Here is a 13,343-nt window from a genome sequence, read left to right as displayed (position 1 = left end):
TCGCGCTTCGCGCGGGAGCGAGCACGACGGCACCCGTCATTCACGACGAGAGCGGCAAGCCTGGTGGGAACGCTCCCACGGAACGTCAGGTTAAGGAGCTGCTCACCCCAGGTCAAGATCGAGACGATTCCCGTCCTCGCCCTGATCGCCGAAAGTGTGAATAACGCCTGGCTGGAAAGCTTTACAGCGGAGTTTCCAGTACATTACAAAGTCTGTTCACTTGACATCTGTCACCCGTGATTTCACTCTCTTGCTGGAAGCGTTCCGGGCGATATATGGGAGCGCTCCCACCCCACCACTTGGCCGACGGAGACCGGAGAAGGGGAATGACACCGATCGAGGACGTCAGCGGCTCCGGTCGCACCGGTTCGGCGAGGCCGGACCTCCATGAGCGCCGTAATCACTGAAGGAGCCGAGTGCGGGCTGTCGCCCCTCGCCGACGACGACCTCGACCGCCTGCTGCTGATCAGGCACTTCGAGACCACCCTGCTCCGGCTCTTCGGTGAGGGCCTGCTGAGCGGCACCACGCACACCTGCCTCGGTCAGGAGTACGTGCCCGTGGCGCTGAACCCGCTGCTGCGCGAGGACGACTTCACGCTGAGCAATCACCGCGGCCACGGCCACTTCCTCGCCCGCTACGGCGGCGAGGCCGCCGGGCTGCTCGCCGAGATCATGGGCAGGGAGGGCGCGCTGTGCGGCGGGGTGGGAGGCAGCCAGCACATCCATCACCGTGGTTTCCTGTCCACCGGGGTCCAGGGCGAAAGCCTGCCGGTGGCGGTCGGCATCGCCCTGCGGATGCGCCGCACCGGCCGCGGCGCGCTGGCCTGCGTGTACATCGGCGACGGCACGTGGGGCGAAGGCGCGGTCCACGAGGCGCTCAACATGGCCGCGCTGTGGAACGCGCCGGTGCTCGTCGTGGTCGAGAACAACGGGATAGCCCAGTCGACGCCCACCGAACGCGAGATGGCGGGCACCGTCGCCGGCCGGGCCGCCGCGTTCGGCGTCCCCTACCACGGGGTGGACTCCATCGACGTGAACACGATCCGGGCGGGGCTGGCCGGCCCGGTCGCCGCCGTACGCGAGTCGGCGTTCCCGCTGGTGGTGGAGTTCTTCACCCACCGGTTGGGGCCGCACAGCAAGGGGGACGACACCCGCACCCCCCAGCAGCTCGCGGCGGTCAGGGACCGCGACTGGCACGCACGCTACGCCCGCGCCTTCCCCGGCCGGTTCGCCGCGGCCGACGAGAAGTGGCGCCGGCACGTGGACGCCCTGGTCGCCGAGGTGTCCGCACGCCCCCTGGCCACCCGATGACCGGCCGATCATCCGGCACCCGCCACGGGTGCACCACGGACGGGCCGGGGTCACCGGCCACCCCGACCGGCCACCGCCGGCGAGGCGACCGACGCCGATCCGGACGTGTACCCGCTCGGCGAGGCCGCCCGGCCGTACCCTGCCCCTGGGGAAACGGGCGGCCCGCCCCGGCCTCATCCCCCCTACCGAGAACGCGAGGTGCCCGTGCACGCACATCCCGTCCGCCGCGCCGCCATGGAGCCGCCGGCATGACCGGCACCGTCCATGACGAACCCGGCGCCCCGTCCGCAGCCGCGCCGGCCGAGGACACCCGGTGACGGAGGGCCAGGCGGCGGAGCGGCTGGCCGGCCTGTCCGACCGGCGGCGAGAGCTGGTGACGCGGCTGCTCGCCCAGAAGGCGGCGGCCACGGCCATCCCCCGGCTGCCACGCACCGGCGCCCCGCTGGAGTGCTCCCACGAGCAGCGCAGGATCTGGCTGGCCGCGCAGGCCACCCCGGACGCCGCCCCGCCGAACGTCACGCTGGGTGTGGCGGTCACCGGTGAGCTCGACCTGACCCGCCTCTCGGCGGCGCTCAGCGCCCTGGTGGCCCGGCACGAGTCGCTGCGCACCCGGTACACCGCGATCGACGGCCTGCCCTGTCAGGTCGTCCGTGCCGCGCAGCCGGTGCCGCTGGAGTTCGTCGACCTGACGTGCCTTCCCGAGCAGGAGCGGGAGGCCGAGGCGCTGACCCTGTCCCTGGCCGCCGCCGCGGAACGGTTCGACCTGGCGCACGGGCCGGTGCTGCGGCTGACCGTGTACCGGCTCGGACCGCTGGAACACCGCCTGTTCCTGGTCTGCCACCACATCGCCTGCGACGGCGGCTCCGTCGGGCTGGTGGCGGCCGACCTGGCCGCGCTGTACTCCGGCTCGGACGTCCCGCCTCCCCCGTCCCCGGAGTACGCCGACTACGCCGCCTGGTCGGTGGAGCGCGCACGGGAGCGTGCGCCGAAGCGCCTGCCGTACTGGCAGGAGCGGCTGGCCGGAGTCGAGCCGGTGTTCCCCCGGATACCCCACAAACCGGGCACCGGGCGCGGCAGCGCGACCACGTACTCGAGGATCGGCCGCGACGTGGTGGACGCCCTGCGCGAGAGCGGCTCCACCACGCCGTTCATCGTGCTGCTGTCGGCCTACCTGGTGCTGTTGCACCACCTGACCGGGCGGCGCGACCTGGTGGTGGGGATGGTGACGAGCGGACGCGGCCGGCGCGAGACAGAGCCGGTCGTGGGGTGCTTCATCAACCTGGTGCCTCTGCGGGTGAGCCTGCCGGACGACTTCCCCGCCCTGGTCGGCCGGGTCAAGGAGGCCGTGGCCGGCGCCCTCGCCAACGAGATCCCCTTCGACACCCTCGTCTCCGGGCTCGGCGCTCACCGCCTCCCCGGCGTCCACCCCGCCTTCCAGGCCGCCATCGTCCACCGGGACGACCCGGCCCCTCCACCGGGCTGGGAAGGACTGGACGCGCGCCTCTGGGACCACGAGGTGGACGACGCGAGCTTCGACCTCGGCCTGACGGCCACCCCCAGAGGCACCGACTACGACCTGGCCCTCACCGGCCGCCTCGCCCGCTACACCCCCGGCGACCTGGCCGGCCTCACCGAACGCCTCCTCGCCATCCTGCGTGAACCGGCCCTGTGAACACTCGCCGCCGTTTCGGCGGCGGCGCCACCGGCAACGCCCAGAAGGGAGGAACGGGAGGCGCGGTCATCGACCTGTTCGACGTGCTCGCCCGGGACCACGAGCTGGTCAGGGCGTTGCTGCGCGAGCTCGAAGCGGGGCCGCCGGCCGGGGCGGGCCGGCGCCGCCTTCTGCCTGCGCGCAAACGGCAGGTCGACCGGCTCATCACCGAGGAGAGCGGGCACGAGGCCGTCGAGGGTCAGTACTTCTGGCCCGAGGTGCGCAGGGTCGTCCCGGACGGGAGTGACCTGGCCGATCGCGGGATGGCCCAGGAGCGCGTGGCGAGGTTCCTGCTGGACGAGCTGCTGGCGTTCCAACCCGGCGAGGCGGCGCACGAGGAGATGCTCGCCGGGTTCCTCAACACCGCCAGGGAGCACCTGAAGTACGAGGAGCACCAGGTCTGGCCGGCGCTCCGCCCCCGGCTCAGCCGCGAGGAGGCCGCGGACCTCGGCGCGAGGATCATCCGCGCCAAGACGTGGGCCCCGACCCGCCCGCACCCGCGTTCGTCGATGAGACCGGCCCTGCTCCGGGCCACCGCCCCTCTCGTGGGCGCCACCGACCGCTTCCGCGACGCGGTCAGCGGCCGCCATCGGCACTGAGGACCGCCCGATGCGTGCTTCGCGGCCATGTCCTCTCGCCGAGCGATGAGCCGGCGCCGGCGTCACGCCGCGGTCGTGGCGTAGGAGCCGGAGGTCAGCTCCTCCAGCAGGCCGGGGGCCGCGGGGGTCCAGCCGTAGAGTCGGCGGGCGCGGGAGGCGTCCAGCGGGGTGGAGCGGGTGAGCACGGCGGCGAAGGGGCCGAGGGCCTCGATCGCCTGGTCCAGGGAGATCGAGACGACGCCGACGCCGGCCGTCCGCGCGACGGCCGCGGCGATGCTCCGCATGGGGGTGGGTTCCGCGGCGGCGGCGTTGACGACGGCGCCGGGGTCGCGGCGGGCCAGGACGGCCACGTACAGGGCGGCGAGGTCGTCGACGTGCACGGAGGACCACGCGTTGGCGCCGTCGCCGACGTAGGTCACCGCGCCCTGCTGCCGGGCGGAGGCCAGCATGCCCTGGAGCAGGCCAGAACCGGCCCGGCCGTAGATCAGCGACGCGCGGATCACCGTGCCCGCGACGTGGCCGGCGTCCAGGACCTGACGCTCGCCGAGGATCTTGTACGGCTGGGGCGAGGTCTCCGGGGCCACCGGGTGGTCCTCGTCCACCGTGACGCCCTGGGTGTCCGGGTAGACCAGACCCGTACTGGTGTAGAGGAAAGCGGACCCTTCGTTCGTCCCGTCCAGCAGTGACCGCACGGCGTCATGTTCGATCTCGCCCATGTCCGGGTCGCCGTAGTCGACCGCGGTGTGGACCACGGCGTCGGCGGCGGCGGCCCCGGCCCGCAGGACGCCGAGATCGCGCAGGCCGCCGTGCATCGGCTTCGCGCCGAGTGCCTCGGCCCGCTCACGGGCCCGCGGGGAGCGGGTGAGGGCGACCACCTCGTGGCCGGCCCGGATCAGGTGCTCGGTGACGACGCCGCCGAGATAGCCGCTGGCGCCGGTGATGAAGATGCGCATGGTTTCGATCCCTTTCCGGGGTGACGGGTGATGCCGGCCGGCAACCCCACCGTCGCGCCCGCCGGCCCGCGCAGCCAGGGACCATGAGTCCGTGGCTGAGCGCCGCCGTCCCGGCATACCGTGGGCGGCATGGACAGACGCGCACTGGCGGACTTCCTGCGCAGCCACCGCGAACGGGTCACCCCCGCGGACGCGGGCCTGCCCGAGGGCCCCCGCCGGCGTACCCCCGGCCTGCGGCGCGAAGAGGTCGCCCAGCTCGCCTACATCTCGGCCGACCACTACACCCGGCTGGAGCAGGCCCGCGGCCGCCACCCGTCCCGCCGGGTCCTCGACGGCATCGCCCGCGCCCTGCGCCTCACCGCCCAGGAACGCGCCCACCTGTTCCACCTGGCCGGGGAACGTGAGGAGGACGAGGCGGCCGGCCCGGCCAGCGAGGTCCAGCCCAGCACGCTGAGCCTGCTCAGCCGCCTGACCGACGCCCCGGCGATCGTCGTTGACCCGACCTGCAGCGTCCTCGCCTGGAACCCGCTGGCCGCCGCCCTGTTCGAGGACTTCTCCGCCCTCGCGGGCGAGGAACGCAACATCATCCGCCGCTACTTCCTCCACCCCGACCCCGGCCGGCGGCACTACGGCATGGGCACTCCCGAACGTTTCGTCGTGACCGCCGTCAGCTACCTCCGCGTCGCCGCCACCCGCTACCCCGGCAACCCGGAGCTGAAGGCCCTGATCGCCGACCTCCTGGCCGGCAGTGAGGAGTTCGCCCGCCTGTGGAACTCCCACCACTTCCACATCGACCGCCATCTCCAGCAGACCGTCCACCACCCCCAGGTCGGCCCCATCGACCTCGACTTCGACGTCCTCACCATCCCCGACCAGGAACAACAAGTCGTGATCTTCACCGCCGCCCCCGACTCCCCCGCCTACCGCTCCCTGCAGCTCCTCAGGATCATCGGCCCCCAGCCGGTGACCGTCGAAGCCTGACGGTGATCCATTCTTGTCAGGGAAGGTTCCCCGGGGTGTGGGTTCGCTGTCACCGGACGGTGGCCGGAGAGCCGATAGATGTCCTTCATGCGTAAATCTCTCCTCGCCACCGCTCTGATCGCCACGTCGCTCACCGCCGGTGTCGCCTCGTCCGGTACCGCCGGGGCCGAGTCCGGTCACACTCAGAACGGCCGGGGCCCGTCCTTCACCTTCGCCCTGCTCGGCGACACGCCCTACGGGGAGGCCCAGGAGGCCGCGTTCCCTGAGCTGGTCAAGGACGTCAACGCCGCCAAGGGCGTCAAGCTCGTGCTGCACGCGGGGGACGTCAAGAGCGGCTCCACCTCCTGCGACGACGCGCACCTGACGGCCACCGCGCGGCAGTACCAGACCTTCGAGGACCCGTTCGTCCTGACCCCCGGCGACAACGACTGGACCGACTGCCACCGCACCGCCGCCGGCGGCTTCCTGCCCACCGAGCGCCTCGACGCGGTCCGCCGCATCTTCTACCCGGTGCCCGGCCGCACGATCGGCCGTCGCACCATGAAGGTGGACACACAGGCGAGCGACCCCCGGCACCGTCCCTACGTCGAGAACGTGCTCTTCACCGAGAAGGGCGTCGTCTTCTCCACGGTGCACGTGGTCGGCAGCTCCAACGGCCTCGCCCCCTGGAGCCAGCTCCCCGGCGGCGACCAGCCCGCCCCGCGCCTGGCCGAGTTCGAGGCCCGCAAGGCCGCCGCCCTCGACTGGATCGACACCACCTTCGCCACCGCCCGCCGCACCGACGCCCCCGGCGTCATCATCATGATGCAGGCCGAGCCCACCGCCACCGACCCCGGCTTCACCGACATCCGCGCCCGCGTCGTCGACCTCTCCCGCGCCTACGGCAAGCCCGTCCTCCTCGTCCACGGCGACGAGCACATCCAGGAAGCCGAGCCCAACTACGCCGGCGTCCCCAACCTCACCCGCCTGGAGACCTTCGGCGACACCGCCACCCAGTGGCTCAGCGTCACCGTCACCCCCAAGTCCCCCGAGGTCTTCTCCTGGGAACAGCGCACCGTCCCCACGAGCTGAGACCCCCGCGCCGGGCCGCTCCGTCCTCAAGGGGGCGGCCCTTGCCATCGCCCGGCGAAAGACGAGCGCACCGGGATTGTCGGTCCTCCGCGGTACCTTCGGCGCACAGAAACCGAACAGCCGTTCGAATCAGGGCGGCCAACCCCTCGGAGGTCCTGTGAGACTGCGGTCTCTACTGGCGGGCACCGCTGTGCTCGCCGTCACCGCGACGGCCGCGCCGGCCGTCGCGGCACCCGCTCACGCCTCGGCCGCGCCCGTCGTGGCCGAGAACCTCGCCGCGGAGGTGGTGAGCGGCAAGAAGGCGCGTGCGATCGTCGAGGTCAGGGGCTATGTCGCCCGGGTGGCCGAGACGCTCGAAGCGGCCTCGGGCGAGACCACGGTCATCGACAAGACGAGTTCCGGCGATTTCCTGGTCGCCACCATCGACCAGCCGACCCTCGCCGCGGCCGTGGCCGACCCCATGGTCAAGGCCGTCTACAAGGACGAGCTGAGCAAGCCGGCACTGAACGTCAGCACCAAGCTGATCGGCTCCAAGAGAGCCAACCGGGCGGGGTGGACCGGCAGGGGCTCCACCATCGCGATCCTCGACACCGGCATCGACCGCGACCACCCGTTCTTCGCCGGGCGTATCGTCCGCGAGGCATGCTTCTCCACCTCCGATCCCGACCCGCTGTACCAGGCCCACTCGTTGTGCCCCAACGGCGAGCCGTCCCAGGTCGGCGAGGGCGCGGCAGACGCCGAGACCGCGAAGTGCGTCGTGGACGGCGTGGTCAGATGCTCCCATGGCACGCACGTCGCGGGGGTCGCGGCCGGGAAGAGGGCCGGCGACGTGCGCTTCGACGGCGTCGCGCCGGAGGCGGGCATCCTGCCGGTGCAGGTCTACTCCCGGTTCGACGGCCCCGTCTGCGCGGAGCAGGGCACCTCGGCGCCGTGCTTCCTCAGCTTCACCTCCGACCAGAAGCTCGCGCTGCAGTACGTGGACCAGGTGCACGCCGGGCTGAACGTCGTGGCGGTCAACCTGAGCTTCAGCGTGGGCCCCAAGCACACGGCCCCGTGCGACCAGGACCCGGCGTACGGGGCACTCAAGTGGGAGATCCTCTGGCTGAAGGACTTCGGCGTCACCACGGTGGCGGCGTCCGGCAACGACCGGCACCGGGACGGCGTCGCGAGCCCCGCCTGCCTCTCGTCGGTCGTGGCGGTCGGCGCGACCGGTGACGACGACCGTCCCGCCGCCTTCGGCAACCGCGGCCCGCTGCTCGACCTTCTCGCGCCCGGTGTGGCCGTCAGGTCCGCCGTGCCCGGCGGCGTCTACCGGGCCCGCAGCGGCACCTCCGTGGCCGCGGCCCACGTCGCGGGCGCCCTGGCACTGGTCCGCCAGGCCAACCAGGACCTGCCCGGTGAGGGTCTCGTCGAGAAGCTGCGGACCACCGGCAAGAGCGTCGCGTACCGCAGCGGCGGCACCACGGTGACCACCAAGCGAATCGACCTCGTCGCCGCCCTCTCGCTCAGGCCCACCGCCACTCCGCACGAACACGTCGACCAATAGCGGCCGGCCATGAGAGGGACGCCGGTCACGCCGCGCGGCGTGACCGGCATCCCCATGTTCCGCCGGCCGCTCATCCGAAAGGCGGGACGTGCGCACCAGGCCGGCGAACACCCCCGCATCGAGGAGTCAGCGGTCGCTGGACGCGAGCCGCGTGACGGACCCGTGCATCCGCTGGCGTACTTCATCGGTTCGTGGGGAATTTCGGGTCGTCGGCCGGCTGCCGTGAGATTCCCCCACCGCCGGGTCAGGAGGGCACGGGGAAGCTGACGGGGCTGCGGTGTCCGGCCTTGTCCACGGATCTCACGCCGAAGAAGACGTTGTCCTTCGACAGGTCGACGCGGACCTCGGTGACGTCGCCGACCGGGATGACGTGGGTCCAGTCGGGGCTGGTGGTCTCGCGCCAGACCACCTCGTAGCCGGCGAGGTCGGGTTCGGTGCCGCGGGCCCACACCAGGTCGGTGTCGTTGGTGAGCCGGTCGGTGCGGATCCTCACGGTCTTGGGGGTGCCGGGTGCCTGGGAGAGCGACCACAGGGTGGCGGCGTTGACGCGGGCGACGCGGGCGATGTAGGGGAAGTCGCAGAACTCGGGCAGGTCGCCGTACTGCTTGCCGTCCTCGACGCGGACGTCCTGGTGCTGGTGGGCGTAGTCCTCGTTGGGTTCGGTGAAGCGGGCGGCGGGATAGCCCTGTTCGAGGAAGCCGATGTGGTCTCCGCCGCGCAGGTAGCGGTCGCGGCGGTAGATGACGCGGATGTTCATGCCGGTCTCGTCGTTGTCGGCGACGTTCGTGACGAACCGGGCGAGCTGGCGGGCGGGGGAGTCGTTCTCGCCGCCGACCGAGCGGCGGATGTTCGCCTCGGCGGGGGTCTCGGCGGTGGGGACACCCTCGGCGAAGAGCCGGACGGTGCGCGGATCGCGGGTGCCGTCGTCGGCGACGCTGCTGCCCACGATGTCGTTGGTGAACATCGCCTGCACGTCGGTGGCCGCGGCCTTGTACCGGGAGGCCATGTAGCGGGCGCCGTAGAGGTTCTGCTCCTCCCCCGCGACGGCGGCGAAGACGATGGTGGCCTTCGGCCGGCGGGTGGCCATGACGCGGGCGAGCTCCATCGCGACGGCCACACCCGAGGCGTCGTCGTTGGCCCCGGCCGAGTCCGCGGTGGCGTTCATGACGTCGGTGACCCGCGAGTCGTAGTGACCGGACACCACGTACACCCGCTCGGGTGTCACGGAGCCGCGCAGCGTGGCGACGATGTTGGTGATCTGGGTGGCGACCGGAATCCGGGTGCCGGGCTGCTGGAGGTACGACTGCAGCTCGACGGCCATGCGCCCGCCCGACCCCGCGGCGTACCGCTGCATCTCGGCGAAGATCCAGTCACGGGCGGCGCCGATACCGCGGTCCGGGTCGTCCTGGGCGGAGAGCGTGTGCCGCGTCCCGAAACTCACGAGCTTGCGGACGGTGGCCTCGATGCGCCGGTGGTCGATCTCCCGCAGCAGAGCACGCAGCTCGGCGTCCGGCCGCTGCTTGCCGGCGGGCCGCCCCGGCCCGGTGGGCCCGCCCGACGCCGCCGCCGGGCTGCCGTCGAGGGTGACGCCCGCGGTCGCCGCCGCCGCGGCCGCGGAGAGGGAGATGAACGTACGACGCGTGGGTTGACTAAGCGGTTGAGAGTCTTTGTTAGCCACAAGGCGGGTTTATCCGGACATAAGGACTTTGTCTAGACGTGAGTAAAACGCCGGGCCGCATCCCTGGTGGGGATGCGGCCCGCGGGTTCCCGGCCCGGCAGGTCAGCGGACGATGCCCTGGCTGTCCTTGCCGTCGCCGTCCCAGTCGCCGATCACGGGCAGGTCGGGGGTGTCGCCGTAGGCGACCGAGTGGGTGGTCTCGGTGGCCGTCGTGACGGGGCTGGTCCGCAGGTAGAACCGGTTGCCCATGCGCACACCCACGTTGTCCTTGCCGTCGGCGTCCCAGTCCCCGACGAACGGCACGGCGTTGGGGTTGCCGTAGAGGAAGCTGTACTGGGCCTGCCCGGTGGCGGGGTTGTCGCTGAGCAGGAAGCGGCCCGAGGCCGGGTCGTAGGCGCTGACGGTGTCCCTGCCGTCACCGTCCCAGTCACCCGCCAGGGGGATCATCGGGGTGTCGCCGTAGGCCACCGACTGGGTGGTCTCGGTCGCGGTGGTCACCGGGCTGGTCCGCATGAAGAACCGGTTGCCCATCCGCACACCCACGTTGTCCTTGCCGTCACCGTCCCAGTCCCCCACGAACGGCACCGCATAAGGATTGCCGTACAGGAAGGTGTACTGCGCCTGCCCGGTCGACGGAGTATTGCTGATGAAGAACCGCCCCGCCGTCGGGTCGTAAGTGCTCACGGTGTCCTTGCCGTCACCGTCCCAGTCCCCGGTGATCGGCACCATCGGGCTGTTGCCGTACTGGAACACCGGCCGCGTCGCCGCACCCGAACTCTGATCATCCGACAGGTAGAAGTCCAGCACCCCGTAGTTGCCGGTGTTGTTCCACAGGGCGTCGACGAGCAACTGGGCGTCGTGCACCTCGCGGCCGTAGGCGTCCGGGAACGCGGAGACCTGCACCCGCTGGCAGATGGCGCCGATGTCCCCGCTCATCCACGTGTTGTTGGGGTACTTGCGCAGCATGGCGTTGATGAACGCGTTGGTGGCGTACACCGGGTCGACGAGCTGCGCCGGGGTGCCCCATCCCTGGGAGGGGCGCTGCTGGAACAGTCCCAGGCTGTCGTGGTCGACGGCGACCGTGTAGTTGTGCAGGGTGCTCTCGGTGATCGCCGTGGTCACCGCGATCACCGCCGCACGCTTGTCAAGTCCGCGGCCCTTGACGGTGGCGGTGATGATCCGGGCGCACGACACGTTGTAGGCGTTGACGCTCCGTCCCAGGCGGGGGCCGTTCATGTACGGCCTCACCTGGTTGGCGACCGCGCCGTCGGCCGCGGTCTCCCCGCCCGGCACGCACGCCGCGTACGCCAGGGCGGCCGCGAGCTCCGCGGGCACCGGGGGGCCGGCCGGGCCGGGGACGGGGGGTGTGGGCCCGGGTCCGGTGGCCTCCGCCGCCGGAGCCACGGCGGCGGAGACGAGCAGGCCGCCGACGAGAGCGGTGAGCGCGATCAGCGGACGGACGACGGGGGAACGAAGGCGCAGGGCAGGGCTGTTCACGATGTTCTCCTGGGGGTGTGCCGGGTCAGGGGGGTTGTCAGCGGACGATGCCCTGGCTGTCCTTGCCGTCGCCGTCCCAGTCGCCGATCACGGGCAGGTCGGGGGCGTCGCCGTAGGCGACCGAGTGAGTGGTCTCGGTCGCGGTGGTCACCGGGCTGGTCCGCAGGTAGAACCGGTTGCCCATCCGCACACCCACGTTGTCCTTGCCGTCGGCGTCCCAGTCCCCGACGAACGGCACGGCGTTGGGGTTGCCGTAGAGGAAGCTGTACTGGGCCTGCCCGGTGGCGGGGTTGTCGCTGAGCAGGAAGCGGCCCGAGGCCGGGTCGTAGGCGCTGACGGTGTCCCTGCCGTCACCGTCCCAGTCACCGCTGAACGGCACCATCGGAGTGTCGCCATAAGCCACCGACTCAGTGGTCTCGGTCGCGGTGGTCACCGGGCTGGTCCGCATGAAGAACCGGTTGCCCATCCGCACACCCACGTTGTCCTTGCCGTCACCGTCCCAGTCCCCCACGAACGGCACCGCATAAGGATTGCCGTACAGGAAGGTGTACTGCGCCTGCCCGGTCGACGGAGTATTGCTGATGAAGAACCGCCCCGCCGTCGGGTCGTAAGTGCTCACGGTGTCCTTGCCGTCACCGTCCCAGTCCCCGGTGATCGGCACCATCGGGCTGTTGCCGTACTGGAACACCGGCCGCGTCGCCGCACCCGAACTCTGATCATCCGACAGGTAGAAGTCCAGCACTCCCAGGTCGGCGGAGCCGCCGCAGTTGTGGCTGGTGACGTACCTGTTGGTCTGGTTGTTGGCGCCGCCGTACGTGACGCCGTTGAACGTGGGCCTGACCCGCTCGGCGCCCGCGTAGCCCCAGGTCGCCTCGCCGTTGCCGTTCGCGTCGTACCCGAGCTCGAAGTGGAGGTGGGGATGGTTGTTGGACGTGGGCCCCGTCCGGCCGACCCTGCCGATGAGGGCACCCTGCGCGACCCTGGCCCCCACGCCGACGGCCCGGGACTGCAGGTGAAGATAAGTGGTGAAATAGCCGCCACCGTGATTGATCTGGATCACGTTGCCGGCGTTCTCGTGGTAGTACGACTTGTTCACCGTTCCCGGAGCGGGCGCGATCAGCGACGCGCCCTCCGTGCCCTGCTGGTCCGGTTCCTTGACCATGTCGAGCGCCGGGGCGTGCCCCCAGGTGTCCAGCCGCCACTGCTGACCGCAGAGGAAGGGGAGCTGGAGGTTGGGAGCGGCCGCGGCGGAGGCCGTGTGCGCCGGAAGGTTCGCCAGACCGCCGACGAGGACGGTGAGCGCCGCCGCGGTCAGTGCTCTCCCCCACGCGGGGTGCCGTGTTCCTCGCTGCGGAGCGGGGGAGGAAGTGAACGGACGCATGATCATGCATCTCCTGACGGTCGAGTGGTCCGTGCGACCGGTGGCTGCCGAAGCAGATAGTGATCTTCTTCGCCTGACGGTCATCACCGTGGCCGGACGTCCGTCCCACAGCAAGGGGAATGGGACAACTCAGGGCCTGTGGGATAAGGAACGGCTCTTACCAGCGCAATCCCGGGCGCGTTGGGACAAGGTGGGATATATCCGTAGATGCTGGTGGTTCTGCTGTTAACCTCTGGGGTGTCGTACTCGGGTCGGAACTCGAGGAGTCAAGGTGACAGAGCCGCCTGCCGCCGATGATTTAGCCACATATCTCCGCCACCTGAAGAACAAGACCGGCCGTAGTTACGACGCCCTCGCCAAGCGGCTCGGAGTCAGTAAAAGCACCCTCCACCGCTACTGCTCCGGCGACAGCGTGCCGCCACGCTTCACCCTCCTGGAACAGTTCGCCAAGGAATGCCAGGCGAACCAAGCAGAGATCATCGAACTCCACCAGCGATGGGTCCGCGTCCAAACCGCCCAGCCCCCCGCACCCGAACTCCCCCCAGAACACCCCACCGACCCCACCAGCCCCATCGACCTCGCGGACACCCACCCCGAGCCACCCGCCCCGCCCCC

The 13,343-nt window shown here is 71.2% G+C and carries 11 protein-coding genes; 7 read left to right on the top strand and 4 right to left on the bottom strand.

The annotated features are described in order from the left end of the window. Window positions 1-387 precede the first annotated feature (387 nt). The 3 genes from ABGB17_RS02155 (at window position 388) to ABGB17_RS02145 (ending at window position 3,621) form a co-directional block, all read left to right on the top strand. The gene (locus ABGB17_RS02155; protein ID WP_347625980.1) at window positions 388-1,311 is read left to right on the top strand and encodes a thiamine pyrophosphate-dependent dehydrogenase E1 component subunit alpha; all 924 of its coding nucleotides are present in this window, start codon (window positions 388-390) and stop codon (window positions 1,309-1,311) included. Between the two features lie 313 nt (window positions 1,312-1,624). Then, on the top strand, window positions 1,625-2,983 hold the full coding sequence (locus ABGB17_RS02150) for a condensation domain-containing protein (RefSeq protein ID WP_347625979.1): 1,359 nt from the start codon (window positions 1,625-1,627) through the stop codon (window positions 2,981-2,983). Then, window positions 2,980-3,621 (top strand): hemerythrin domain-containing protein, encoded by a 642-nt coding sequence (locus ABGB17_RS02145; RefSeq protein WP_347625978.1) that lies wholly within the window; start codon window positions 2,980-2,982, stop codon window positions 3,619-3,621. Before ABGB17_RS02150 ends, ABGB17_RS02145 begins: the two co-directional genes overlap by 4 nt. A 62-nt stretch (window positions 3,622-3,683) precedes the next feature. Here the strand turns inward: ABGB17_RS02145 and ABGB17_RS02140 are convergent, their stop codons facing one another. After that, the gene (locus ABGB17_RS02140; protein ID WP_347625977.1) at window positions 3,684-4,574 is read right to left on the bottom strand and encodes an NAD-dependent epimerase/dehydratase family protein; all 891 of its coding nucleotides are present in this window, start codon (window positions 4,572-4,574) and stop codon (window positions 3,684-3,686) included. Between the two features lie 129 nt (window positions 4,575-4,703). On the opposite strand from ABGB17_RS02140, the gene ABGB17_RS02135 reads away from it, so the two are divergent. From ABGB17_RS02135 to ABGB17_RS02125, 3 genes are all read left to right on the top strand, one after another. Then, entirely contained in the window at window positions 4,704-5,555 is an 852-nt protein-coding gene (locus ABGB17_RS02135; RefSeq protein WP_347625976.1) for a helix-turn-helix transcriptional regulator, read from the top strand. 87 nt (window positions 5,556-5,642) lie between these two features. Next, window positions 5,643-6,626 (top strand): metallophosphoesterase, encoded by a 984-nt coding sequence (locus tag ABGB17_RS02130; RefSeq protein ID WP_347625975.1) that lies wholly within the window; start codon window positions 5,643-5,645, stop codon window positions 6,624-6,626. Between the two features lie 157 nt (window positions 6,627-6,783). Continuing rightward, window positions 6,784-8,172, top strand: coding sequence for a S8 family serine peptidase (locus ABGB17_RS02125; protein ID WP_347625974.1), 1,389 nt, complete (start codon window positions 6,784-6,786; stop codon window positions 8,170-8,172). A 244-nt stretch (window positions 8,173-8,416) separates the two neighbouring features. Here ABGB17_RS02125 and ABGB17_RS02120 read toward each other — a convergent pair whose 3' ends face one another. The 3 genes from ABGB17_RS02120 to ABGB17_RS02110 form a co-directional block, all read right to left on the bottom strand. Further along, window positions 8,417-9,850, bottom strand: a complete 1,434-nt coding sequence (locus tag ABGB17_RS02120) for a M20/M25/M40 family metallo-hydrolase (RefSeq protein WP_347625973.1) — start codon at window positions 9,848-9,850, stop codon at window positions 8,417-8,419. Window positions 9,851-9,952: 102 nt separating this feature from the next. Next, a complete protein-coding gene (locus ABGB17_RS02115; RefSeq protein ID WP_347625972.1) occupies window positions 9,953-11,347 on the bottom strand; it encodes a hypothetical protein in 1,395 nt (464 codons plus the stop codon). A gap of 37 nt (window positions 11,348-11,384) precedes the next feature. Beyond that, the gene (locus ABGB17_RS02110) at window positions 11,385-12,728 is read right to left on the bottom strand and encodes a M23 family metallopeptidase (RefSeq protein ID WP_347625971.1); all 1,344 of its coding nucleotides are present in this window, start codon (window positions 12,726-12,728) and stop codon (window positions 11,385-11,387) included. 271 nt (window positions 12,729-12,999) lie between these two features. On the opposite strand from ABGB17_RS02110, the gene ABGB17_RS02105 reads away from it, so the two are divergent. Further along, on the top strand, window positions 13,000-13,343 hold a 344-nt coding region (locus tag ABGB17_RS02105; RefSeq protein ID WP_347625970.1), incomplete at its 3' end, for a helix-turn-helix transcriptional regulator.

The sequence above is a fragment of the Sphaerisporangium sp. B11E5 genome (genome assembly GCF_039871875.1).
Lineage (GTDB): Bacteria > Actinomycetota > Actinomycetes > Streptosporangiales > Streptosporangiaceae > Sphaerisporangium.
The sequence above is the reverse complement of the archived record's forward strand: the minus strand, read 5'-3'. Positions and strand labels throughout refer to the sequence as shown.